The organism is Salmonella sp. NW38 (assembly GCF_051807745.1).
Lineage (GTDB): Bacteria > Pseudomonadota > Gammaproteobacteria > Enterobacterales > Enterobacteriaceae > Salmonella > Salmonella enterica.
Genome location: NZ_JAMMTO010000005.1, coordinates 312,846 through 337,380 on the forward strand (window position 1 = coordinate 312,846; position 24,535 = coordinate 337,380).

Below are 24,535 nucleotides of genomic sequence, written 5' to 3' on the forward strand. Positions count from 1 at the left end.
CCTTTATTGCACAGCAAACTGCTGGCGTACTTTACGCATCAGCAAAAAGAGCCAGGGCCACAGCACGCCATTGACTACACTACTCCAGAACACTTCCGGTCTGAAAGAGACGTTGATCACTAAAAACTCGGCCCAGAAAACAATAATGTCCACGGCCAGTGAAAGCAACATTACCACCAGCGCCTGCTGCCAGAGCGCCAGGTTACGGAAGAGCTGGAATTTCAGAGCGACCAGGTAGGCGACAATACTCATCGACAGAGCGCGCACGCCAAGTGTGGAACCGCTGATGAGATCAAGTATGGCACCCATCACAAATCCCGTCCCCACATTTACGCGGTGCGGCAGGGCCAGAATCCAGTACAGTAAGATGAGCAAAACCCAGTTTGGCCGGAAAACAATGATGTCGTCCGGCCAGGGCATGATTTGCAGCAACAGCGCAATAAGAAACGAGAGCCAGATAACCCAGCGCCCCTGGCTACGATAGCTCGCCACCATTACCCTCCCGGCGCACGCGCAGGCGGCGTGGTCGCGCCCGAAGGCGATGGTTGCGTTGATACCGGCGCAGTCTGGCCCGCAGATGGCTGAGTAATCCCCGTCGCCGGATCCGGCACTGGTGCCGGCGGCCCCATCGCATCCGGAGAAGGCAACACCTGCGGCATCATCTGCATCAGGCGCTCATTGGCGACGCGGTGAACCTCTTCCGGCGTCATCGGATTGGCGCCGTTACGATCGGCTCCCCACAACAGCAGCAGATAGCGTAAACGCTGCAAACCCGCGGTTGGACGTGCCTGAATGACGGTATAGGCACGCTGAGTGTCCAGCTTGACGGAGGAGACCACCGCCACCGGATACCCTTCCGGGAAACGCCCACCAAGTCCGGACGTTACCAGCACATCGCCGACGCGAATATCGGTATTGGCGGGCAGATGTTCAAGCTGAAGATCGTCAGTACAGCCGTTACCGGCGGCAATCACGCGGATGTCATTGCGCAGTACCTGAATCGGCAGCGCATGAGTCGCATCGCAAATCAGCAACACGCGGCTGGTCAGTTTCGCCACGGCGACAACCTGCCCTACGACACCTTTGTCGCTAATGACCGGTTGACCTTCATATACGCCATTAACGCTGCCTTTATCGATAACGACCTGATCGCTGTAAGGATCGTTAACCGTTGAAATAACCTGCGTCACCATTTTCTGCTCGTCCTGACGCAGCGGCGACCCCAGCAGCTCGCGCAACCGCGCGTTCTCCTGTTTGTACTGCCCCAGCATCAGCAGATCGCTGTTTTTTAGCAGTAATTCCTGGCGCAGCGCCCGGTTTTCCAGCTCAAGCTGGTCGCGAGAAGCCAGCGTTTGTGACACGCTGTCGAGCAGTTCACGAGGGCCGTTTGAAATAAAATAGAAAGGACTGACGGCAGTGTCCATGTACGTTCGGATTTGACTGAACGTCCCCAGGCGGCTGTCGGCAATGATAACGCCGAGCGCCACCAGCACCGCCAGAATAAGGCGAATCTGTAGCGACGGGCCACGGCTAAAAATTGGCTTCATAGGCTATGCGTATTCTCGCGTCGGAGAGGCAGGACAATCCAGGGATAATCCTGCCCGTATCCAACTACTCTTCGCTGAACAGGTCGCCGCCGTGCATATCGATCATTTCCAGCGCCTTGCCGCCGCCGCGTGCCACACAGGTCAGCGGATCTTCAGCAACCACGACAGGAATGCCCGTCTCTTCCATTAACAGACGGTCAAGGTTACGCAGCAGCGCGCCGCCGCCGGTGAGCACCATACCGCGCTCGGAGATGTCTGACGCCAGCTCCGGCGGACACTGTTCCAGCGCTACCATTACCGCGCTGACGATACCGGTCAACGGTTCCTGCAACGCTTCCAGAATCTCGTTTGAGTTCAGGGTAAAGCCGCGTGGAACGCCTTCCGCCAGGTTACGGCCACGCACTTCGATCTCACGGACTTCGTCGCCCGGATAAGCGGAACCGATTTCGTGTTTAATACGTTCTGCGGTAGCTTCACCGATCAGAGAACCGTAGTTACGACGAACGTAATTAATGATGGCTTCGTCGAAGCGGTCACCACCAATACGGACAGAAGAAGAGTAAACCACGCCGTTCAGGGAGATCACGGCAACTTCAGTGGTACCACCACCGATATCCACAACCATTGAACCGGTTGCTTCAGAAACTGGCAGACCTGCGCCGATCGCGGCCGCCATCGGCTCTTCGATCAAAAAGACTTCACGGGCGCCTGCGCCCTGAGCGGATTCACGAATCGCGCGGCGTTCTACCTGAGTCGCGCCGACCGGCACGCATACCAGTACGCGCGGGCTTGGGCGCATAAAGCTGTTGCTATGCACTTGTTTAATAAAGTGCTGGAGCATTTTTTCGGTCACAAAGAAGTCAGCGATAACGCCGTCTTTCATCGGACGGATCGCAGCGATATTGCCCGGCGTACGGCCCAGCATCTGCTTCGCATCATGACCGACTGCAGCCACGCTTTTCGGCGAACCGGCACGATCCTGACGAATGGCCACAACGGAAGGCTCATTCAATACGATGCCTTGTCCTTTTACATAAATGAGGGTATTCGCGGTACCCAGGTCAATGGACAGGTCATTGGAAAACATGCCACGAAATTTTTTCAACATACTAAGGGATAATCCTGAAAGCTGGGGCGGAAAACAAAATCCGCTTACTTTACCAACCACACGCAGCAGCGACAAGGCGCAAAAATCATCTGCTACGGTGAAAATTAGTGCAGTTCGTTTCCTTTGTTACAAATCTCGGCCTGAGTCCCTCAGGGCTGAAAAAATCAGCAGCAATCCTCGCCTTCGTTTGCAACCTATCAAAGGTCATTCACCTGCATATTTGCTGCAACAATCTGGCGAGCAGACAAGCACACCCCCATGAGGCGCAGCGCGCGTTATTCTACGTGAAAACAAATTAAACGGCAGGTTAAACCGAGTATCTTTGCGAATATTTTTTCACGTTTGTGTCAAGTAGTTGGGAGGAGGCAAAAAAATCACCCTGCCCGCCAGCCACGCCGCGTTTTGTCAGCGTCTGCCACTCGCCGCGCGAACGGACGCCCGTCGCGTAAACCTGCGTAGGCGTACCCGCGCAGGCCTCTACCAGACTTTGAACCAGAAGCTGGTTTTCCGTTCGCTTCTCAATGTTTCTGACCAGACTCGGATGCAGCTTGAGTAATTCCACATTGAGCGCTTTAATCCAGCTCGTGCTAACCAGCGTCAAACCCGCCTGTGTCACCGCCACCCGAACGCCAAGCGCATTGACTAAGCGAAGGATGGGTTGTAACCGGCTGATGTGTTGACAAACATCTGCCTCCGCAAGTTCAATAATTATGCGATTTCGCTGTGATTTTTCACACTGCATTAACGTATCGCGCAACCAGCGCTGAAAACGCGGACGAATCAGCGACTCAACCGTCAACTGCATTGCCAGATTTTCATCCGGCCAGTAGCCCAGCAACGTAATCAGGCGGCTAATTTGTAATCTGTCATACTCTTCCGATAAACCAAATTGCAACACCATCGGCATATACTCCGCCGAGCTCACCTCTTCTTTACCGTCATAGATACGACACATCAATTCCCGATGATGCACACGACCTTCTCGCGTGACCGCTGGTTTTTGATAAAGTCGCGGTCCGCCCCGGTTCAGCATCTGCTCAATCAATGTGCGCCAGCGTACATTGCCGCGCCCTTTTTCCGGCAGAGTGTCGTCGTAGATAGCCCAGCTATTTCCCCCCTGCAGGGCGGCATTCCGCGCCGCGGCTTCAGCATGTTCCATCACCTGCTCGGTGGACTGTCCGCTGCGCCAGGCGCAAATGCCGATATGTACCATATCGTCACGATCGAGCATTTTGTTAGCCGGTAGCGCATCGACAGCTTTTAAAAGTTGTCCGGCAATACTTTCCGCTTCTTTCAGCGTTCGATGCGGTAGCAGCACGGCAAAGTCGCTGCGGTGATAACGCGCCAGCAGCGAGCCTGGGTAACGCATAATAAATGTCGATAGCAGATTGATAAGCATAAACATCTGCTCTTCCGCCTGATTGCCTCCCAGGCTGTCGCGCAGAAGATTGAAGTCTGGCAAGCGGATCATCATCACCACGCCATGCACTCCCACTTTTTCCTGATCTTCCAGCAGCGTCGCCAGTTGGTTATCAAAGAACAGACGGTTACCGAGTCCGGTTTTGGTGTCCTGCGCGGCGTAGGAGCGAATGAGGGTGTCCAGGCGGCTACGCTGTTCGTGAGCAAACTGAATTTCGGAAAGCAATACATCAAGCGCGCTACTGGTGCGCGCTGGCCATTCGTAAACAGAACCGCGGACATTCGCCCCGCGTTCGCCGTTCAGAATGCGCGTTGAGCGAATTTCCAGAAGCTCTTGCCCGGAAAGCTGCCGCTGCAGCCAGCGCACCGATAAAAACAAAATCAGAACGATAAAACCGATCGCCAGCGTCAGCGGCGCCGTGGTGATCAGTGAGTGAAAATAGTTACCCATCGGGTCCTGATAAACCAGACGTAGCGACATTCCTGGATGTTTTATCAGCGGTACGACCAGCTCGCGATACATGTCGCTGGTGCCGGCTGGCCGATAACCTCTGGCACGAGAATGGCTGTAGACGCTGCGCTCCCCCTGCAACAGATCGACACGCACAATATCGGAAGCGATCATGAGTTCGTCGATTTGCGGCGTCAGCGAGACAATATCATGGGTCACCAGGTGCGTATCAATGGCTGTCGCCGTCGCCTGCACACGGCTGACATACTTATACTGTACGGCGTTATAAAAGCTTAGCGAGCAACCTATCAGAGTCACGAAGATCGTTAACCCCGTGAGCAGCGTGATAAAAGCTGAGAATTTCGTCGTTAATCGCATCCTTGAGTTAACTCCGACGGTTATAAACAGTATGAAAAAGCGAATCTGAAGGCGGAATTCGCCACGGCGCGCAATGAAGCAGGCATACTACCAAAATGGATCTATCTGGCAATTTATTGCGTTGCATCGGCATCACGTTTTAATTAGCGAGTATAGTCTTCGTAGCTATTTTTCCAATCTACCATGTAAAGTGAGGACAGGTTATGCAGGCGTTGATCTTAGAACAGCAGGACGGTAAAACCCTCGCATCCGTGCAACATCTCGAAGAGAGTCAACTGCCGGCAGGTGATGTGACGGTGGATGTCCACTGGTCCAGCCTGAATTATAAAGATGCTCTGGCTATCACCGGAACAGGGAAAATTATCCGTCATTTTCCGATGATTCCTGGTATTGATTTCGCCGGCACCGTTCACGCAAGCGAAGATCCTCGCTTTCATGCAGGCCAGGAAGTACTACTGACTGGCTGGGGCGTGGGCGAAAACCACTGGGGCGGCCTGGCCGAACGCGCACGCGTTAAAAGCGACTGGCTGGTCGCGCTGCCTGCGGGACTGAGCAGCCGTAACGCCATGATCATCGGCACCGCCGGTTTTACCGCCATGCTGTGCGTCATGGCGCTTGAAGATGCAGGTATTCGCCCGCAAGACGGTGAGATTGTCGTCACCGGCGCCAGCGGAGGCGTGGGCAGCACTGCCGTTGCATTACTGCATAAGCTGGGCTATCAGGTTGCAGCAGTATCAGGACGTGAAAGCACCCACGGCTATCTTAAGAGCCTGGGAGCTAACCGTATTCTCAGCCGCGATGAGTTTGCTGAATCTCGCCCGTTGGAAAAACAGCTGTGGGCCGGTGCAATTGATACCGTTGGCGATAAAGTGCTGGCGAAAGTGCTGGCACAGATGAACTATGGTGGTTGCGTGGCCGCCTGCGGCCTGGCGGGCGGCTTCGCGCTGCCGACCACCGTTATGCCATTCATTCTGCGTAATGTGCGTTTGCAAGGGGTGGACTCGGTGATGACCCCACCGGCACGTCGCGCAGAAGCCTGGGCGCGTTTGGTTAAGGATCTGCCGGAATCGTTCTATGCTCAGGCCGCCACAGAGATTACGCTGGCGGATGCGCCGAAGTTCGCCGATGCCATCATCAATAATCAGGTTCAGGGCCGTACGCTGGTGAAGATAAAATAACGTCACGTATAAAAAAATTTACACTTAATTAACTATTTATTTTTACACATTGACACACTCCCTGTCATATTCACTACACGCCATGTTGTGGTGGGTAGACCGGGAGTCTGTGATGAAAAAGATACGTCCATTAACAGAAGCCGATGTGACTGCGGAATCGGCTTTTTTTATGCAGCGCCGACAGGTGCTAAAAGCATTAGGCATCAGCGCGGCCGCCTTATCCTTACCCTCAACGGCGCAGGCCGATCTCTTCAGTTGGTTTAAAGGCAACGATCGTCCGAAAGCGCCTGCCGGTAAACCGCTTGAGTTTAGTCAGCCTGCCGCCTGGCGAAGCGATTTAGCGTTAACGCCGGAAGATAAGGTGACGGGCTACAACAATTTCTATGAGTTTGGCCTCGATAAAGCCGACCCGGCGGCCAATGCCGGGAGTCTGAAAACCGAACCGTGGACGTTGAAAATCAGCGGGGAAGTCGCGAAGCCATTTACGCTGGATTACGACGATTTAACACATCGTTTTCCATTAGAAGAGCGTATCTATCGAATGCGCTGCGTCGAAGCGTGGTCCATGGTCGTGCCGTGGATTGGTTTCCCTTTATATAAGCTACTCGCGCAGGCACAGCCCACCAGCCACGCTAAATATGTGGCATTCGAAACGCTATACGCGCCGGATGATATGCCAGGACAGAAAGATCGCTTTATTGGCGGCGGACTGAAATACCCTTATGTCGAAGGGCTACGTCTGGACGAAGCCATGCATCCGCTGACTCTGATGACCGTTGGCGTCTATGGTAAGGCGTTACCCCCGCAAAACGGCGCGCCTATTCGACTCATCGTTCCATGGAAGTATGGTTTTAAAGGTATTAAATCTATTGTCAGCATTAAACTCACCCGCGAACGTCCGCCAACCACCTGGAATTTGTCGGCTCCCAACGAATATGGTTTTTACGCCAATGTGAACCCGCATGTGGATCATCCACGCTGGTCTCAGGCTACCGAACGCTTTATTGGTTCAGGCGGTATCCTTGATGTGCAAAGGCAGCCGACGCTGCTGTTTAACGGCTATGCCAATGAAGTCGCTTCGCTGTATCACGGTCTCAATTTGCGGGAGAATTTTTAAGTGCGTCTGACAGCAAAACAGATAACCTGGCTAAAAGTTTGTCTGCATCTTGCCGGTTTTTTGCCGCTTCTGTGGCTCTTTTGGGCGATAAATCACGGTGGACTCAGCGCAGACCCGGTAAAGGATATCCAACACTTTACCGGCAGAACCGCGCTTAAATTTTTGCTCGCCACCTTGCTGGTTTCACCGCTGGCGCGCTACGCTAAACAGCCATTATTGATACGCACACGCCGCCTGTTGGGGTTATGGTGTTTCGTTTGGGCTACGCTGCATTTAACCAGCTATGCCTTACTGGAACTGGGGATACATAACCTGGCGTTGTTAGGAAGCGAGTTGATTTCACGCCCTTATTTGACGCTTGGGATCATTAGCTGGCTGGTGTTATTGGCGCTGACGTTGACCTCAACGCAATTTGCGCAGCGTAAATTGGGCAAACGCTGGCAAACACTGCATAACGTCGTCTATCTTGTCGCGATCCTGGCTCCCATACATTACCTGTGGTCGGTAAAGATTTTATCACCGCAACCGGTCATCTACGCGGCATTAGCGTTAGCCCTTTTAGCGTTGCGTTACCGGAAGTTTCGCCAGTGGTGGCGCTAGTTTGGTGAACTGTGCGGTCGATTGCAAAACGCAAAACAGGTAATGTCCTTTTTATGTTTCGGGTTGATTATCTTCCCTGATAAGACCAGTATTTAGCTGCCAATTGCGACGAAATAGTTATAATGTGCGACTTTACATTGCCCAACGGCGATTTTCGTTCGCAGAAAGGGTGACAATCGTGCAATGAAGGTATATTTTGTTTTTTGCCCGAAAATGGCAGAAGATAGCCACACAATGACTGGCAAATCATGAATTTCACCTTCGGGTGCTACGGCATAACAGGCAAATCAAAGATGCGCGGTATTTTACCCGCGGCAGTCATTCACATGCTTTACAGACGGCGCTAAAACGCCTGTCACAATCACACTAAACAAAGAGTACGGAACCCACTCATGGATATTCGTAAGATTAAAAAACTGATCGAGCTGGTTGAAGAATCAGGTATCTCCGAACTGGAAATTTCTGAAGGCGAAGAATCTGTTCGCATCAGCCGCACAACGGCAAACGCCGGTTTTCCGGTGATGCAGCAGGCTTATGCGGCGCCGATGATGCAGCAACCCGCTCTGTCTAACGCTGTCGCGCCAACGGCTACTCCAGCAATGGAAGCGCCTGCCGCAGCGGAAATCAGTGGTCACATCGTACGCTCCCCAATGGTTGGTACTTTCTACCGCACCCCAAGCCCGGACGCGAAAGCGTTCATCGAAGTGGGCCAGAAAGTGAACGTGGGCGATACCCTGTGCATCGTTGAAGCCATGAAAATGATGAACCAGATCGAAGCAGACAAAGCAGGTACTGTGAAAGCGATTCTGGTCGAAAGTGGTCAACCGGTAGAATTTGACGAGCCACTGGTCGTCATCGAGTAACGAGGCGAACATGTTGGATAAAATTGTCATCGCCAACCGCGGCGAGATCGCACTACGTATTCTTCGAGCCTGTAAAGAACTCGGCATCAAGACCGTCGCTGTGCACTCAAGCGCGGATCGCGATTTAAAACACGTATTGCTGGCGGATGAGACGGTCTGTATTGGCCCGGCACCGTCCGTAAAAAGTTATCTGAACATCCCGGCTATCATTAGCGCCGCTGAAATCACCGGCGCGGTGGCAATCCACCCGGGTTACGGCTTCCTTTCTGAGAACGCCAATTTTGCCGAGCAGGTTGAACGCTCCGGCTTTATCTTTATCGGCCCGAAAGCGGACACCATCCGCCTGATGGGCGATAAAGTGTCCGCGATTACCGCGATGAAAAAAGCGGGCGTGCCGACCGTACCAGGATCTGACGGCCCGCTGGGCGACGATATGAATGCGAACCGCGCTCATGCCAAACGTATTGGCTATCCGGTGATCATCAAAGCGTCCGGCGGCGGCGGCGGCCGCGGTATGCGAGTAGTTCGTAGCGATGCTGAACTGGCGCAGTCCATCTCCATGACCAAAGCGGAAGCGAAAGCGGCTTTCAGCAACGACATGGTATACATGGAAAAATACCTGGAAAATCCACGCCACATCGAAATTCAGGTGCTGGCGGACGGCCAGGGTAACGCTATTTATCTGGCGGAACGCGACTGTTCCATGCAGCGTCGCCACCAGAAAGTGGTTGAAGAAGCCCCGGCGCCAGGCATTACGCCGGAACTGCGTCGCTATATCGGCGAACGCTGCGCGAAAGCGTGCGTAGACATCGGCTATCGCGGCGCAGGGACGTTCGAATTCCTGTTCGAAAACGGCGAGTTCTATTTCATCGAAATGAACACCCGTATTCAGGTTGAACACCCGGTGACTGAAATGATTACCGGCGTCGATTTGATCAAAGAGCAGTTGCGCATCGCGGCGGGTCAGCCGCTGTCGATCACACAGGACGAAGTTGTCGTTCGAGGCCATGCGGTAGAATGCCGTATCAATGCCGAAGATCCGAACACCTTCCTGCCAAGCCCTGGCAAAATCACGCGCTTCCATGCGCCTGGCGGCTTTGGCGTTCGCTGGGAATCTCATATCTACGCGGGCTACACGGTGCCGCCGTACTATGATTCCATGATCGGCAAACTCATCTGCTACGGTGAAAACCGCGACGTGGCGATTGCCCGTATGAAAAATGCCCTGCAGGAACTGATTATCGATGGTATCAAAACCAATATCGATCTGCAGACCCGCATCATGAATGACGAACACTTCCAGCACGGTGGAACTAACATCCACTATCTGGAGAAAAAACTCGGTCTTCAGGAAAAGTAATCGCACGTTAATCTCAAAAGGCCGGTGAATCCGGCCTTTTTTATTTCTGGGGATAGCGATGCCCCATCATGTACAATTCCCGCTTTCTTCACCCATAAGGGACAAAAAATGGACGCTCGTTTTGTTCAGGCCCATAAAGAGGCGCGCTGGGCGCTGTGGCTGACCCTTTGCTATCTGGCGGCATGGTTAGTGGCTGCTTACTTACCTGGAGACTCGCCGGGAATTACCGGTCTGCCGCACTGGTTCGAGATGGCCTGCTTATTGACGCCGCTGGTCTTTATTTTGCTGTGCTGGGCGATGGTGAAATTCATTTATCGCGATATTTCGCTGGAGGATGACGATGCAGCTTGAGGTCATTCTACCGCTGGTAGCCTATCTGGTCGTGGTCTTCGGGGTCTCGATTTACGCTATGCGCAAGCGTACCGCCGGCACCTTTTTAAACGAATATTTTCTTGGCAGCCGTTCGATGGGCGGGATCGTGCTCGCGATGACGCTTACCGCCACCTATATTAGCGCCAGTTCATTTATCGGCGGTCCCGGCGCGGCTTATAAATACGGTCTGGGCTGGGTCTTGCTGGCGATGATCCAGCTTCCCGCCGTCTGGCTTTCACTGGGTATTCTGGGTAAAAAATTCGCTATCCTGGCGCGTCGCTATAATGCCGTCACGCTTAACGATATGCTATTCGCTCGTTACCAAAGCCGCCTGCTGGTGTGGTTGGCAAGCCTGAGTTTATTGGTCGCGTTTATTGGCGCAATGACCGTACAATTTATCGGCGGCGCGCGACTGCTGGAAACCGCGGCAGGGATTCCCTACGAAACCGGCCTGCTAATATTTGGCGTCAGTATCGCACTCTATACGGCGTTTGGCGGCTTTCGCGCCAGCGTACTTAACGATACGCTACAGGGCCTGGTGATGCTGGTCGGCACGATAGTGCTGCTGGTGGGCGTGATCCATGCGGCGGGCGGTCTAAGTCAGGCCGTTGACACGCTGCACGCTCTCGACCCCAAACTGGTAACGCCGCAGGGCGCCGATGACATACTTTCTCCCGCCTTTATGACCTCTTTTTGGGTACTGGTCTGTTTTGGTGTGATTGGCCTGCCGCATACGGCGGTGCGCTGCATCTCCTATAAAGACAGTAAAGCGGTACACCGGGGCATTATTATCGGTACGATTGTCGTGGCGATTTTAATGTTCGGGATGCACCTTGCCGGCGCGCTGGGTCGCGCGGTGCTTCCAGATCTGACGGTGCCGGATCTGGTGATCCCAACGCTAATGGTGAAAGTTTTGCCGCCGTTTGCCGCCGGGATCTTCCTCGCTGCGCCAATGGCGGCGATCATGTCAACAATTAACGCCCAACTGCTGCAAAGTTCCGCGACGATCATTAAAGATCTCTATCTCAATCTACGCCCCGATCAGATGCAAAATGAGATCCGGCTGAAGCGTATGTCGGCAGCGATTACTTTACTGCTAGGCGCGCTGTTGCTGCTGGCCGCATGGAAACCGCCAGAGATGATCATTTGGCTCAACCTGCTGGCGTTTGGCGGCCTGGAAGCGGTGTTCTTATGGCCGCTGGTACTGGGCCTTTACTGGGAGCGGGCAAACGCGGCAGGCGCGCTAAGCGCCATGATCGTGGGCGGCGTGCTATATGCCCTACTTGCCACATTTAATATTCAGTACCTGGGCTTTCATCCGATTGTGCCCGCGTTACTGTTAAGTTTATTGGCTTTTCTGATCGGAAACCGATTCGGCTCTTCCGCTTCGCAAGCCACCGTATTGTCTACTGATAAATAAAGAGTTTTGCCATGCCATGGATCCAATTGAAACTGAATACCACCGGCGCGAATGCTGAAGAGCTGAGTGATGCGCTGATGGAAGCGGGCGCCGTTTCCATTACCTTTCAGGATACGCACGATACGCCGGTTTTTGAGCCGTTGCCGGGCGAAACCCGTCTGTGGGGCGATACCGATGTGATCGGTCTGTTCGACGCCGAAACCGACATGAAAGACGTTGTCGCGATTCTGGAGCAACATCCGCTGCTGGGTGCCGGATTTGCCCATAAAATCGAACAACTGGAAGATAAAGACTGGGAACGCGAATGGATGGATAATTTCCATCCGATGCGTTTTGGCGAGCGTCTGTGGATTTGTCCCAGCTGGCGTGACATTCCGGACGAGAATGCCGTCAACGTGATGCTCGACCCGGGACTGGCGTTCGGTACGGGTACGCACCCCACCACCTCTTTATGTCTGCAATGGCTGGACGGGCTCGATCTCAACGGCAAAACCGTGATCGACTTTGGCTGCGGTTCAGGCATTCTGGCGATTGCCGCGCTGAAGCTGGGAGCAGCAAAGGCGATTGGTATTGATATCGATCCACAAGCTATTCAGGCCAGTCGCGATAATGCTGAACGCAACGGCGTGTCTGACCGGCTGGAGCTGTACCTGCCGAAAGACCAGCCAGAAGCCATGAAAGCCGACGTGGTCGTCGCTAACATCCTGGCAGGCCCATTACGCGAACTGGCCCCGTTAATCAGCGTACTGCCCGTTGAGGGCGGTCTGCTGGGGCTTTCAGGTATTCTCGCCAGCCAGGCGGAAAGCGTCTGCGATGCTTACGCCGAGCTTTTCACTCTCGACCCGGTCGTCGAAAAAGAAGAGTGGTGCCGCATTACTGGCCGTAAAAAATAATTCTTGTCAGCGTGGTCGCCCGGCCACGCTTTTCTCCACACAACTGCCTTAACGCCTTTCAGGCACCGAGACATCATTAAATTCATCAAATGAATGCCTGAAATGACTTCTTTGTCACTATCCGTCTGGATAAACAGCTGCTACCAGCGGACAAAAGGTACTGGCGTTTTAACGGGTCACAGCCATCGCCCTCGTGCTTAGTAATGCTGTCCGGGTTGTTCTGCAGCATCCGCTAACGCGCTCTTCAGCACAGCTGGGAAAATTTATGCGTGCCATTCATGAACACAAAAGCGCGTCTGTGCGCCCCCTTCCGACTGGCAATGGAGAAAAATCACGCGCAGCGGGAAGTGATCTTGTCCTGAAACGAGACGGCGATCCCATTCATTTGGGGTAATTAGCTTATAAAAAAAGCAGATTATTCCGTTTATCTTGTTTCTGGACGAAGAAATAGAGAGAAGTTACGGGAATTTGTAAGCGCGTACAAAACCGCCGACAATAAATAACTCTATGATTTTACTGAATTATAAATTTATTTTGCTGTTTTTAAGCACGATTCATTGATCTACAACAGTGGATTGTTCAAAGTTTGGCCTTTCATCTCGTGCAAAAAATGCGTAATATACGCCGCCTTGCAGTCACAGTATGGTCATTTCTTAACTCATGCGCATCGGACAATATCAGCTCAGAAATCGCCTGATCGCAGCGCCCATGGCTGGCATTACTGACAGACCTTTCCGGACGCTGTGCTATGAGATGGGAGCAGGATTGACAGTATCCGAGATGATGTCTTCTAACCCGCAAGTGTGGGAAAGCGATAAATCTCGTTTACGGATGGTGCACGTTGATGAGCCAGGAATTCGCACGGTGCAAATTGCCGGTAGCGACCCTGTTGAGATGGCCGATGCCGCACGTATTAACGTGGAAAGCGGCGCCCAGATTATTGATATCAATATGGGGTGCCCGGCGAAGAAAGTGAATCGTAAGCTGGCAGGTTCAGCCCTCTTGCAGTACCCGGATTTAGTGAAGTCTATACTCATCGGGGTCGTAAACGCGGTGGACGTTCCTGTGACTCTCAAGATTCGCACCGGCTGGGCGCCGGAACACCGTAACTGCGTAGAGATTGCCCAACTGGCTGAAGATTGTGGTATTCAGGCTCTGACCATCCATGGCCGCACCCGCGCCTGTTTGTTCAACGGAGAAGCTGAATACGACAGTATTCGGGCAGTTAAGCAGAAAGTTTCCATTCCGATTATCGCGAATGGCGACATTACTAACCCGCATAAAGCCAGAGCTGTTCTCGACTATACAGGGGCGGATGCCCTGATGATAGGCCGCGCAGCTCAGGGAAGACCCTGGATCTTTCGGGAAATCCAGCATTATCTGGACACTGGGGAGCTGCTTCCGCCGCTGCCGCTGGCAGAGGTAAAGCGCTTGCTTTGCACGCATGTTCGGGAACTGCATGACTTTTACGGTCAGGCAAAAGGGTACCGAATCGCGCGTAAACACGTCTCCTGGTATCTCCAGGAGCACGCTCCAGACGACCAGTTTCGGCGCACATTCAACGCTATTGAGGACGCCAGCGAACAGCTGGAGGCGTTGGAGGCATACTTCGAAAATTTTGCGTAAACAGAAATAAAGAGCTGACAGAACTATGTTCGAACAACGCGTAAATTCTGACGTACTGACCGTTTCTACCGTTAACTCTCAGGATCAGGTAACCCAAAAACCCCTGCGTGACTCGGTTAAACAGGCACTGAAGAACTATTTTGCTCAACTGAATGGTCAGGACGTTAATGACCTGTATGAGCTGGTACTGGCTGAAGTAGAACAGCCCCTGTTGGACATGGTGATGCAATACACCCGTGGTAACCAGACCCGTGCTGCTCTGATGATGGGCATCAACCGTGGTACGCTGCGTAAAAAATTAAAAAAATACGGCATGAACTAATTTCGGTTAGCTAACTGCTTGTTTAAAAAGGCGCTACTCGGCATGGGGAAGCGCCTTTTTTATACGCATCACATGGAATTTGGTCATGAAAGCGGAATGTGAACCTCAGTACTTTGGCGATGAATCGAAGAAGATTATTCACGGTGACGCGCTAACAGAACTTAAAAAACTGCCTTCTGAAAGCATTGACTTAATTTTTGCCGATCCACCTTACAATATCGGAAAAGATTTCGACGGTATGGTCGAATCCTGGGACGAAGCGTCTTTTCTGGCCTGGCTGTATGAATGCATTGATGAGTGCCACCGCGTACTGAAGAAACACGGCACCATGTACATCATGAATAGCACAGAAAATATGCCGTATATCGATCTCAAATGCCGAACGCTTTTTACCATCAAAAGCCGTATCGTCTGGTCCTATGATAGTTCCGGGGTGCAGGCGAAAAAATACTTTGGTTCTATGTATGAACCGATCCTGATGATGGTAAAGAACCCGAAAAGCTATACCTTTAACCGTGACGCGATTCTGGTCGAGACCACCACGGGCGCTAAGCGCGCGCTAATCGATTATCGAAAAAACCCGCCCCAACCATACAATCAGAAAAAAGTGCCGGGCAACGTCTGGTCATTTCCTCGCGTACGTTATCTGATGGATGAATATGAAAACCATCCTACGCAAAAGCCCAGCGCGCTGTTAAAACGGATCATACTGGCCTCTTCTAACCCGAGCGATACTGTATTGGACCCTTTCGCGGGCAGTTTCACCACAGGCGCTGTCGCAGCGGCGTCAGGTCGTAAGTTTATCGGTATTGAACTCAATAATGAGTACGTAAAAATGGGGCTCAGAAGATTGAGCGTCACTTCGCATTATTCAGAAAATGAACTTGCAAAAGTCAAAAAGAGAAAAACACAAAACCTGTCCAAAAAGCAGCGAAATGTCGGGATAAACGCGCTATCTTCAGAGAAGTAAAAGCATTGTAAGTCCGCTTTTCAGCGTCAAAATTTCATGTATATTCCCAGCACGCATGGGCATGAATACACAGGATTTGACGATGATACGTAAGTATTGGTGGCTGGTTGTTTTTGCCGTCTCCGTTTTTCTTTTTGATGCGCTTTTGATGCAATGGATCGAATTGATGGCAACTGAACAGGATAAGTGCCGAAACATGGATTCGGTTAACCCTCTCAAATTGATCAATTGTACCGATCTGGAGTAGCGAACCGGGCTATTTAACCTATGATTATTTATCACCCGGATTTCTTTTATCCCTTATAAAAACAGGGAATTAAAACACGTTGAGGATAAAAGAAGGGGTGATACTGTCTCGTCCTGTTCTTTTCCTGCATAACCAATGAGCTAGTGATACATGCCGGTTAGTGAGTACAACCACATCCTTGTGGCGGTTTCATTTGCTGTCGCTATTTTTGCGTCCTATACCGCATTAAATATGGCCGGACGCGTAGCCGGAAGCGCCCGATCAAACGCCAGAATATGGCTAATAGGCGGCGGCTTCGCGCTGGGCGTCGGTATTTGGGCGATGCATTTTGTCGGGATGCTGGCGATGGATCACGCGATGAACATGCGCTTCGATCCGTTCCTCACCGGCCTCTCCATGCTGATCGCGATCGGCTCCTCCCTGTTTGCGCTATGGCTGGTCAGCGCTGAAAAACTGCGCCTGCGCCGTTTACTGCCGGGCGCGCTGGTGATGGGACTGGGCATCAGCGCAATGCATTATACCGGGATGGCGGCGCTGCAATTTGCTTCCATTATCGTCTGGAATAGCGCGTGGGTTGCCCTCTCTATCATTATCGCGCTACTGGCGTCCTGCGGCGCGCTGTGGCTCACGTTCCGCCTGCGTCATGAGGGAACAGATGTCGCCCTGAGGCGAGCAGGCGCTGCGGTATTAATGGGGATAGCTATCGCCGGCATGCATTACGCCGGCATGAAGGCCGCACACTTTCCCCAAAACTGGCCGATGGAGCATCGTGGCGTCGATAGCAACTGGCTGGCTGTTCTTGTCAGCGTGGTCGCGCTGACTATCCTGGGCATTACTCTGCTGGTTTCTTTATTTGACGCCCGGCTTCAGGCCCGCACCGCACTACTTGCCTCTTCGCTGGCGCAGGCGAACCAGGAACTAGCGCAGTTGGCGCTGCATGATACGCTCACCCGTTTACCAAACCGGGTACTCCTTGAAGATCGTCTGGAACAGGCCATCAGCAAAGCGAATCGGGAAAGCACGTCTTTCGCGCTACTGTTTATGGATCTGGATGGCTTTAAAGCCGTTAATGACGCTTATGGTCATGATATCGGCGATAAGCTACTGGTAGCGGTCACGCATCGTCTGAACCAACCGCTGAGCGGGCAGTTTACCCTGGCGCGGATTGGCGGCGACGAATTTGTGCTGCTTGCAGAAGTCAGCGCGCCTGACGAAGCGGCTTCCCTTGCCAGCGCGCTGGTACATTCGATAGATGCGCCCTTTACGATAGATCCGTACGAACTGGTCGTCACCCTTAGCGTGGGAATAGCGCTCTATCCGCTGGACGGAAAAAACGAACGGGAACTGATGTTCAACGCCGATGCCGCAATGTACCACACGAAGCATACAGGGCGTAACGGATACCATTTCTTTCAGCCATCAATGAATATGCTGGCGCAAACCCAGCTTCAGCTAATGAATGACCTGTGGCTGGCGCTGGAAAGACAAGAGCTCAGGCTGGTGTATCAGCCTAAATTTCAGGCTCCTGCCGGCCCCATTGTAGGATTTGAGGCCCTGTTGCGCTGGTATCATCCAAAACAAGGCGTACTGAATCCTGACCAGTTTTTACCGCTGGCGGAAAAAACGGGTCTTATCGTCACTATCGGTAGCTGGGTGATAGACGAGGCGTGTCGACAGCTACGCGAGTGGCACTTACAGGGATACGCCTTATGGTCAGTGGCGGTAAATCTTTCCGCCTTACAATTTGAGCAGCCCGGCCTTGTGGACACCATTACGCGGAGCCTGGCCCGACACAGTATCCGTCCCGATTTATTGATTCTGGAAATCACCGAAACCACGGCGATGAACAAGCCAGAGCAAAGCGTCGCTATACTCACCAGATTAACGGAAATGGGGGTTAAGGCCTCTATTGACGACTTTGGCACCGGTTATTCCAGCCTTCTCTATCTGAAACGTCTTCCGGCGTGCGAACTAAAAATTGATCGCGCTTTCGTACATGAACTCAGCGAGGCAAGCGACGGCGCGACCATTGTTGCGGCTATTGTCGCGCTGGCGAAAGCGTTAAATCTGCAAATTGTGGCAGAAGGGGTAGAAAATGAAACGCAGCAACAATTTTTGACCCAGTTAGGATGCCATACACTTCAGGGGTTCCTGCTTGGCAAGCCGCGTACGGCAGAGGAAATTGCTCGCGATATTCGGGACCCTGCCAATATATTCACAAGGTCAATATATAATATCAACTCAAAATAATCTCAGGCTTCTTCCGCCTGTTGTTCATTTGGCATTAATTGCCTCACACTGCCATCCGGGCTTAGCATTTTTAATACATTATCGACTAATGCAGGCGCCTGCTTATAAAGATCATAACTTGTGGGATTCATTAACCAGTTCTTTACTATTCCGCTAAAACTACCATGCAGAATAATTAATATGACATCCAGATCAAGACTGCCTGAGATCAGCTTTTTATCCATACATCGCTGTAATACTTCAAGCAGCGACTGATGATGGAAACCAATCTTCTCCCGAATGGCCTGTTCCGATATCATACCATTATGGAATTCACATTTATGATATAAAATCTGCATTAATGCCTGCTGACGAGGCACTGCCGCAATATATTGTAAGGCTGCAATAAATTTCTCTCGTAGATCCTGTAAAGGATTATCATTCCAGCATCCCGTAAGCCTATCCTGAATAAGTTCGCGTAAAGGTGGTTGCTGTAACCAAACCTCATTAAACAACTGCGTTTTATTCTCAAAGTGCCAGTAGATGGCGCCCCGCGTGACATCAGCGGCATCAGCGATATCATTCAGCGTCGTGTTGGCAACGCCGCGCAAAGCGAACTGCGCAATAGCGGTTTCAATCAAATGTTGCCGCGTTTTAAGCGCATCCGCCTTCGTTTTCTTCGCCATAATTAAGATATCCTGGACCATAAAAACGATAAATACGCTGATAAAATACTCAGCACAAAAAACAACTTTATCATGTCCTTTTTAGTCAGACGAGAGACAGCTATTTTTATTTCGCACAATATCGCCAAATCAATAATAAAAACAAATAAATTAATAAAACATATTCATATAAAATATATATTTCTATTTATGTTATTCAACATCATGATTTTACTAATCGGGACATTATGAAACGACAGGGAATAGTTCTTTTTTTTGCTTTTATGTGCCGTGAACCCCATCCCAAAATAAGTATTGCTTACATCACAAGCTAATAATTTGTAGGATACCCCACTGCTATTCTATTTTTCGCGCGTTAACGCCTTACCGTTATCCGGTGAATAACGAGCTTTCGGTTTTTTAAGGAACAGTAATGACGAAACATGCCAGGTTTTCACTCCTGCCCTCATTCATCATATTCTCTGCTGCGCTGCTGGCCGGTTGTAATGACCAGGGAGATACCCAGGCTCATGCCGGCGAGCCGCAAGTCACCGTCCATGTGGTCGAAACAGCGCCGCTAGCCGTAACGACCGAACTTCCCGGACGTACGTCCGCATTTCGCATTGCGGAAGTTCGCCCCCAGGTGAGCGGGATCGTGCTTAAAAGAAACTTCACCGAAGGTAGCGATGTAGAGGCCGGGCAGTCGCTTTATCAGATCGATCCTGCCACTTATCAGGCCGATTATGACAGCGCTAAAGGCGAACTTGCTAAAAGCGAAGCGGCTGCGGCTATCGCGCACCTGACGGTCAAACGCTATGTTCCACTGGTCGGCACAAAATATATCAGCCAACAGGAATATGATCAGGCGATTGCCGACGCCCGCCAGGCCGATGCCGCCGTTGTGGCGGCAAAAGCCGCTGTTGAAAGCGCGCGTATTAACCTTGCGTATACCAAAGTCACCTCGCCCATCAGCGGGCGTATAGGAAAATCTAATGTGACTGAAGGCGCGCTGGTGACTAATGGTCAGTCAACTGAACTGGCTACCGTGCAGCAACTTGACCCGATTTATGTCGACGTGACGCAATCAAGCAACGACTTTATGCGACTCAAGCAATCCGTCGAACAAGGTAACCTGCATAAAGACAGCGCCAGTAGCACGGTGCAACTGGTAATGGAAAATGGTCAGGTCTACCCGATTAAAGGCACGCTGCAATTTTCCGACGTTACCGTAGATGAAAGCACCGGCTCTATCACGCTCAGGGCGGTGTTCCCTAACCCGCAACACAGTCTGCTTCCCGGTATGTTTGTTCGCGCCCGCATTGATGAAGGCGTCCAGCCCAATGCCATCCTTGTCCCCCAGCAGGGCGTAACCCGCACGCCGCGCGGCGACGCAATGGTGATGGTGGTTAACGATAAAAGCCAGGTTGAAGCCCGCAATGTCGTGGCGGCTCAGGCTATTGGCGATAAATGGCTCATCAGCGAAGGGTTAAAACCGGGCGATAAGGTCATCGTCAGCGGCTTACAAAAAGCGCGACCGGGCGTCCAGGTGAAAGCCACTACCGATGCTCCTGCAGCGAAAACGGCGCAATAAGGTAACCGTACATGGCAAACTTTTTTATTAGACGTCCTATTTTCGCCTGGGTTCTGGCCATTATCCTGATGATGGCTGGCGCACTGGCAATAATGCAACTTCCCGTTGCGCAGTATCCAACCATTGCGCCGCCAGCGGTTTCTATTTCTGCAACCTATCCTGGCGCGGATGCGCAGACGGTACAGGATACGGTTACTCAGGTTATCGAACAAAATATGAACGGTATCGATAACCTGATGTATATGTCCTCTACCAGCGACTCTGCTGGTAGCGTGACCATCACCCTGACCTTCCAGTCCGGAACCGATCCGGATATCGCGCAGGTTCAGGTGCAAAATAAATTGCAGCTCGCCACGCCTTTACTGCCGCAAGAAGTCCAGCAGCAGGGGATTAGCGTTGAAAAGTCCAGCAGCAGCTTTTTGATGGTCGCCGGGTTCGTCTCGGATAATCCGAACACTACCCAGGACGACATCTCTGACTATGTCGCCTCTAACATTAAGGATTCTATCAGCCGTCTGAATGGTGTGGGCGACGTTCAGCTATTTGGCGCACAGTACGCCATGCGTATCTGGCTGGATGCGAATCTGCTAAATAAATACCAGCTCACGCCAGTTGATGTCATCAACCAGTTAAAAGTACAGAACGACCAGATTGCGGCAGGCCAACTGGGCGGCACGCCAGCATTACCGGGCCAGCAGCTTAACGCCTCAATCATCGCCCAAACGCGTCTGAAAGATCCGCAAGAGTTCGGTAAAGTTACGTTGCGTGTCAATACCGACGGTTCTGTCGTCCATCTCAAAGATGTCGCGCGTATTGAGCTTGGCGGTGAAAACTATAACGTTGTAGCGCGCATTAACGGTAAACCGGCCTCCGGTCTCGGTATTAAACTGGCGACCGGCGCTAACGCGCTGGATACCGCAACCGCAATCAAAGCAAAACTGGCAGAACTGCAGCCTTTCTTCCCTCAGGGAATGAAGGTGGTTTATCCTTATGACACAACGCCCTTCGTAAAAATATCTATCCACGAAGTGGTAAAAACGCTGTTTGAAGCGATTATTCTGGTGTTCCTGGTAATGTATCTGTTCTTACAGAATATCCGGGCAACCCTGATTCCTACCATCGCTGTTCCTGTCGTATTGCTAGGCACTTTTGCGGTACTCGCCGCCTTTGGCTATTCCATCAATACCCTGACGATGTTCGGCATGGTACTGGCGATAGGACTGTTGGTTGACGATGCGATAGTGGTCGTAGAAAACGTTGAACGTGTAATGATGGAGGATAACCTTTCTCCCCGAGAGGCGACGGAAAAATCCATGTCGCAGATTCAGGGAGCGCTGGTTGGTATCGCGATGGTACTGTCTGCGGTATTTATCCCGATGGCCTTTTTTGGCGGCTCGACCGGGGCAATTTATCGCCAGTTCTCTATTACTATTGTTTCAGCAATGGCTCTATCCGTTCTGGTTGCGTTGATTCTGACGCCAGCGCTATGCGCTACGCTCCTTAAACCCGTATCTGCTGAACATCACGAGAAAAAAAGCGGCTTCTTTGGCTGGTTCAATACCAGGTTTGACCACAGCGTTAACCACTATACTAACAGCGTAAGCGGCATCGTGCGTAATACGGGTCGCTATCTCATTATCTATCTACTTATTGTAGTCGGAATGGCGGTTCTGTTTTTACGCCTCCCGACCTCCTTCCTGCCGGAAGAAGATCAGGGGGTATTCCTGACCATGATTCAGCTCCCCTCTGGCGCTACGCAAGAACGTACGCAGAAAGTGCTGGATCAAGTCACTCATTACTACCTGAATAATGAAAAAGCGAACGTCGAAAGCGTGTTTACCGTAAACGGCTTTAGCTTTAGCGGTCAGGGACAAAACTCAGGGATGGCATTTGTCAGCCTTAAACCCTGGGAAGAGCGTAACGGTGAAGAAAATAGCGTCGAAGCCGTTATCGCCAGAGCGACACGCGCCTTTAGCCAGATTCGCGACGGGTTGGTGTTCCCCTTCAACATGCCGGCAATTGTCGAGTTAGGTACCGCGACAGGTTTCGACTTTGAACTGATTGATCAGGGAGGACTCGGTCACGATGCGTTAACAAAAGCGCGTAATCAACTCCTGGGTATGGTCGCGAAGCATCCTGACCTATTAGTGCGCGTACGCCCGAACGGGCTGGAAGACACGCCACAGTTCAAGCTGGATGTCGATCAAGAAAAAGCGCAGGCGCTCGGTGTTTCGCTGTCTGATATCAACGAAACCATCTCCGCGGCGTTGGGCGGCTATTACGTTAACGACTTTATCGATCGCGGACGAGTGAAAAAAGTATACGTTCAGGCTGACGCTCAGTTCCGTATGCTGCCGGGAGATATCAACAATCTTTATGTACGCAGCGCCAATGGCGAGATGGTGCCCTTCTCTACCTTTAGCTCAGCACGGTGGATTTATGGTTCGCCACGCCTGGAACGCTATAACGGGATGCCGTCAATGGAACTGCTCGGTGAAGCAGCGCCCGGACGAAGTACCGGTGAAGCCATGTCGTTAATGGAAAACCTGGCTTCACAGCTGCCAAACGGTATTGGCTATGACTGGACAGGTATGTCGTATCAGGAACGGTTGTCAGGTAACCAGGCGCCGGCGCTGTACGCAATCTCACTCATTGTCGTTTTCCTCTGCCTTGCCGCTCTGTATGAAAGCTGGTCAATTCCGTTCTCGGTAATGCTGGTCGTACCGCTCGGCGTGGTTGGCGCTCTGCTTGCAGCGTCATTGCGCGGTCTGAACAATGACGTTTACTTCCAGGTTGGCTTGTTAACCACTATTGGCCTTTCTGCTAAAAACGCCATCCTGATTGTCGAGTTCGCCAAAGATCTCATGGAAAAAGAAGGACGTGGATTGATTGAAGCGACGCTGGAAGCATCCCGTATGCGTTTACGTCCTATTCTAATGACCTCGCTGGCCTTTATTCTCGGGGTAATGCCGTTAGTTATCAGTCGTGGCGCAGGTAGTGGGGCACAGAACGCAGTAGGCACAGGGGTTATGGGGGGAATGTTAACCGCAACCTTATTAGCTATCTTCTTCGTGCCAGTATTCTTCGTTGTTGTAAAACGCCGATTTAATCGCCATCATGATTAACCGGTAAACAGAGGCGTCTTCGGACGCCTTTTTAAACGGTACGTCTTTATCTCCGCTATTCCCCCCTCTCCGCTTACTTTTTCATTCTCCATAGTTTTTACAATTCACATGAATTGAGATGATTCCTCATGTCGGCCATTTTTTCTGTGGTGGTAAAATAACTCCCGTTTTCGCAGCGGTTAGAGCCAGCATTTACGTTGCTGTACTTCGCGAAACGCTGATTAATGAGGTAACACCATGAAAAGACTAATTCCAGTTGCATTGCTTACCACCTTATTGGCAGGTTGTGCACATGATTCTCCCTGCGTACCGGTTTATGACGATCAAGGGCGGCTGGTTCATACCAATACATGTATGAAAGGTACAACGCAGGATAACTGGGAGACAGCAGGCGCTATTGCTGGCGGCGCTGCGGCGGTAGCAGGGTTGACGATGGGTATCATTGCGCTTTCTAAATGATACATGCAGGCGCGGCAATGCCGCGCTTTCAGTAATAATATAAAGGTCGTAAGGATACTCAGCGACGTAATCTGTTCAGCCTATCCCCCGAAAGTTAACACGATAAAACGCTCTCTTTTCTTACTCGCCCATCCCGATAGTATTTATTCTATTCCTTGTCCGATGCAGACAAAATTGTAGCTTGATAGCATCGTAAGCCGCATTACAAACAGGCTTTATACAGTAAGACTTAGAGCGTGGTCATTAGGCGTAATTATTACAGACAGTCTGGATATAAACCGGAGCATACACGTAATACATGAGGATTTTGAGCACTGTCCCAGGGCCAAACTGGCAAATAAAATAGCCAAATAGGCCAGATTCTCAGTCCTCAGCGAATATCTCTATTGCTTATTAGTGGCGTAAGTAAAAGCCGTTTGTACATCTACTTCAGCACGGTTCACATTCGATGGTTCAGGCGGATATATGGCGGGAAATCACGTTTACTAAAACGGTTTTTATCCACTCTACGAAGATGTTATATACCCAAAATAATTCGAGTTGCTTAAAGGCGGCAAGGGAGTGAGTCCCCAGGAGCATAGATAACTATGTGACT

Annotated in this window: 21 protein-coding genes; 16 read left to right on the forward strand and 5 right to left on the reverse strand. The window is 51.6% G+C overall.

The features are described 5' to 3' along the window. Positions 1–3: 3 nt before the first annotated feature. From mreD to csrD, 4 genes are all read right to left on the reverse strand, one after another. A complete protein-coding gene (gene mreD / locus NA624_RS11675; RefSeq protein ID WP_000179403.1) occupies positions 4–492 on the reverse strand; it encodes a rod shape-determining protein MreD in 489 nt (162 codons plus the stop codon). Positions 493–494: 2 nt separating this feature from the next. Further along, on the reverse strand, positions 495–1,547 hold the full coding sequence (gene mreC, locus NA624_RS11680) for a rod shape-determining protein MreC (protein ID WP_000802538.1): 1,053 nt from the start codon (positions 1,545–1,547) through the stop codon (positions 495–497). A 64-nt stretch (positions 1,548–1,611) separates the two neighbouring features. Beyond that, on the reverse strand, positions 1,612–2,655 hold the full coding sequence (mreB, locus tag NA624_RS11685; protein ID WP_000913396.1) for a rod shape-determining protein MreB: 1,044 nt from the start codon (positions 2,653–2,655) through the stop codon (positions 1,612–1,614). A gap of 307 nt (positions 2,656–2,962) precedes the next feature. Beyond that, a complete protein-coding gene (csrD, locus tag NA624_RS11690) occupies positions 2,963–4,903 on the reverse strand; it encodes an RNase E specificity factor CsrD (protein ID WP_001241381.1) in 1,941 nt (646 codons plus the stop codon). A 203-nt stretch (positions 4,904–5,106) separates the two neighbouring features. On the opposite strand from csrD, the gene acuI reads away from it, so the two are divergent. The 13 genes from acuI to NA624_RS11755 all read left to right on the forward strand — a co-directional run bounded on the left by acuI (position 5,107) and on the right by NA624_RS11755 (position 18,121). Beyond that, the gene (gene acuI, locus NA624_RS11695; RefSeq protein WP_001148256.1) at positions 5,107–6,081 is read left to right on the forward strand and encodes an acrylyl-CoA reductase (NADPH); all 975 of its coding nucleotides are present in this window, start codon (positions 5,107–5,109) and stop codon (positions 6,079–6,081) included. 112 nt (positions 6,082–6,193) lie between these two features. Further along, positions 6,194–7,198: a protein-methionine-sulfoxide reductase catalytic subunit MsrP gene (gene msrP, locus NA624_RS11700; RefSeq protein WP_000723875.1), complete on the forward strand. Its 1,005-nt coding sequence runs from the start codon at positions 6,194–6,196 to the stop codon at positions 7,196–7,198. After that, positions 7,199–7,798, forward strand: coding sequence for a protein-methionine-sulfoxide reductase heme-binding subunit MsrQ (gene msrQ / locus NA624_RS11705; protein ID WP_001240053.1), 600 nt, complete (start codon positions 7,199–7,201; stop codon positions 7,796–7,798). It abuts the gene before it with no gap. Between the two features lie 392 nt (positions 7,799–8,190). Beyond that, a complete protein-coding gene (gene accB, locus NA624_RS11710) occupies positions 8,191–8,661 on the forward strand; it encodes an acetyl-CoA carboxylase biotin carboxyl carrier protein (protein ID WP_000354628.1) in 471 nt (156 codons plus the stop codon). 10 nt (positions 8,662–8,671) lie between these two features. After that, on the forward strand, positions 8,672–10,021 hold the full coding sequence (gene accC, locus NA624_RS11715; RefSeq protein ID WP_000884627.1) for an acetyl-CoA carboxylase biotin carboxylase subunit: 1,350 nt from the start codon (positions 8,672–8,674) through the stop codon (positions 10,019–10,021). A 108-nt stretch (positions 10,022–10,129) separates the two neighbouring features. Beyond that, on the forward strand, positions 10,130–10,372 hold the full coding sequence (locus NA624_RS11720; protein ID WP_000340018.1) for a YhdT family protein: 243 nt from the start codon (positions 10,130–10,132) through the stop codon (positions 10,370–10,372). Beyond that, positions 10,362–11,813 carry a sodium/pantothenate symporter gene (panF, locus tag NA624_RS11725; RefSeq protein WP_001175741.1) on the forward strand — a complete coding sequence of 484 codons (1,452 nt, stop codon included), beginning with the start codon at positions 10,362–10,364 and terminating at the stop codon, positions 11,811–11,813. The genes NA624_RS11720 and panF overlap by 11 nt, the downstream gene beginning before the upstream one ends. Before the next feature lie 11 nt (positions 11,814–11,824). Then, a complete protein-coding gene (prmA, locus tag NA624_RS11730) occupies positions 11,825–12,706 on the forward strand; it encodes a 50S ribosomal protein L11 methyltransferase (protein WP_001145849.1) in 882 nt (293 codons plus the stop codon). Between the two features lie 660 nt (positions 12,707–13,366). Further along, positions 13,367–14,332 (forward strand): tRNA dihydrouridine synthase DusB, encoded by a 966-nt coding sequence (dusB, locus tag NA624_RS11735; RefSeq protein ID WP_001219664.1) that lies wholly within the window; start codon positions 13,367–13,369, stop codon positions 14,330–14,332. Positions 14,333–14,357: 25 nt separating this feature from the next. Continuing rightward, positions 14,358–14,654 carry a DNA-binding transcriptional regulator Fis gene (gene fis / locus NA624_RS11740; RefSeq protein WP_000462905.1) on the forward strand — a complete coding sequence of 99 codons (297 nt, stop codon included), beginning with the start codon at positions 14,358–14,360 and terminating at the stop codon, positions 14,652–14,654. Between the two features lie 85 nt (positions 14,655–14,739). Further along, positions 14,740–15,624, forward strand: a complete 885-nt coding sequence (yhdJ, locus tag NA624_RS11745; RefSeq protein WP_000642611.1) for an adenine-specific DNA-methyltransferase — start codon at positions 14,740–14,742, stop codon at positions 15,622–15,624. An 82-nt stretch (positions 15,625–15,706) separates the two neighbouring features. After that, positions 15,707–15,871: a DUF2556 family protein gene (locus NA624_RS11750; RefSeq protein WP_000620015.1), complete on the forward strand. Its 165-nt coding sequence runs from the start codon at positions 15,707–15,709 to the stop codon at positions 15,869–15,871. A gap of 150 nt (positions 15,872–16,021) precedes the next feature. Next, positions 16,022–18,121 (forward strand): putative bifunctional diguanylate cyclase/phosphodiesterase, encoded by a 2,100-nt coding sequence (locus NA624_RS11755; RefSeq protein ID WP_001145324.1) that lies wholly within the window; start codon positions 16,022–16,024, stop codon positions 18,119–18,121. A 2-nt stretch (positions 18,122–18,123) separates the two neighbouring features. On the opposite strand, the gene envR is transcribed toward NA624_RS11755, so the two are convergent. After that, on the reverse strand, positions 18,124–18,786 hold the full coding sequence (gene envR / locus NA624_RS11760) for an acrEF/envCD operon transcriptional regulator (protein ID WP_001085721.1): 663 nt from the start codon (positions 18,784–18,786) through the stop codon (positions 18,124–18,126). A gap of 412 nt (positions 18,787–19,198) precedes the next feature. On the opposite strand from envR, the gene NA624_RS11765 reads away from it, so the two are divergent. The 3 genes from NA624_RS11765 (at position 19,199) to NA624_RS11775 (ending at position 23,940) form a co-directional block, all read left to right on the forward strand. Further along, complete coding sequence (locus tag NA624_RS11765) at positions 19,199–20,356, forward strand: efflux RND transporter periplasmic adaptor subunit (protein WP_000160383.1); 1,158 nt, start codon at positions 19,199–19,201, stop codon at positions 20,354–20,356. A gap of 11 nt (positions 20,357–20,367) precedes the next feature. After that, the gene (locus tag NA624_RS11770; protein ID WP_001273290.1) at positions 20,368–23,481 is read left to right on the forward strand and encodes an efflux RND transporter permease subunit; all 3,114 of its coding nucleotides are present in this window, start codon (positions 20,368–20,370) and stop codon (positions 23,479–23,481) included. A gap of 237 nt (positions 23,482–23,718) precedes the next feature. Beyond that, complete coding sequence (locus tag NA624_RS11775; RefSeq protein WP_000825645.1) at positions 23,719–23,940, forward strand: membrane protein; 222 nt, start codon at positions 23,719–23,721, stop codon at positions 23,938–23,940. The last annotated feature ends 595 nt before the right edge of the window (positions 23,941–24,535 follow it).

Coding starts and splice junctions, on each gene's coding strand:
- NA624_RS11755 (WP_001145324.1), top strand. CDS start 16,022: ATGCCGGTTAGTGAGTACAACCACATCCTTGTGGCGGTTTCATTTGCT.
- panF (WP_001175741.1), top strand. CDS start 10,362: ATGCAGCTTGAGGTCATTCTACCGCTGGTAGCCTATCTGGTCGTGGTC.
- yhdJ (WP_000642611.1), top strand. CDS start 14,740: ATGAAAGCGGAATGTGAACCTCAGTACTTTGGCGATGAATCGAAGAAG.
- NA624_RS11765 (WP_000160383.1), top strand. CDS start 19,199: ATGACGAAACATGCCAGGTTTTCACTCCTGCCCTCATTCATCATATTC.
- NA624_RS11775 (WP_000825645.1), top strand. CDS start 23,719: ATGAAAAGACTAATTCCAGTTGCATTGCTTACCACCTTATTGGCAGGT.
- accB (WP_000354628.1), top strand. CDS start 8,191: ATGGATATTCGTAAGATTAAAAAACTGATCGAGCTGGTTGAAGAATCA.
- envR (WP_001085721.1), bottom strand. CDS start 18,786: ATGGCGAAGAAAACGAAGGCGGATGCGCTTAAAACGCGGCAACATTTG.
- csrD (WP_001241381.1), bottom strand. CDS start 4,903: ATGCGATTAACGACGAAATTCTCAGCTTTTATCACGCTGCTCACGGGG.
- fis (WP_000462905.1), top strand. CDS start 14,358: ATGTTCGAACAACGCGTAAATTCTGACGTACTGACCGTTTCTACCGTT.
- NA624_RS11770 (WP_001273290.1), top strand. CDS start 20,368: ATGGCAAACTTTTTTATTAGACGTCCTATTTTCGCCTGGGTTCTGGCC.
- accC (WP_000884627.1), top strand. CDS start 8,672: ATGTTGGATAAAATTGTCATCGCCAACCGCGGCGAGATCGCACTACGT.
- mreB (WP_000913396.1), bottom strand. CDS start 2,655: ATGTTGAAAAAATTTCGTGGCATGTTTTCCAATGACCTGTCCATTGAC.
- prmA (WP_001145849.1), top strand. CDS start 11,825: ATGCCATGGATCCAATTGAAACTGAATACCACCGGCGCGAATGCTGAA.
- msrP (WP_000723875.1), top strand. CDS start 6,194: ATGAAAAAGATACGTCCATTAACAGAAGCCGATGTGACTGCGGAATCG.
- mreC (WP_000802538.1), bottom strand. CDS start 1,547: ATGAAGCCAATTTTTAGCCGTGGCCCGTCGCTACAGATTCGCCTTATT.
- NA624_RS11750 (WP_000620015.1), top strand. CDS start 15,707: ATGATACGTAAGTATTGGTGGCTGGTTGTTTTTGCCGTCTCCGTTTTT.
- acuI (WP_001148256.1), top strand. CDS start 5,107: ATGCAGGCGTTGATCTTAGAACAGCAGGACGGTAAAACCCTCGCATCC.
- NA624_RS11720 (WP_000340018.1), top strand. CDS start 10,130: ATGGACGCTCGTTTTGTTCAGGCCCATAAAGAGGCGCGCTGGGCGCTG.
- dusB (WP_001219664.1), top strand. CDS start 13,367: ATGCGCATCGGACAATATCAGCTCAGAAATCGCCTGATCGCAGCGCCC.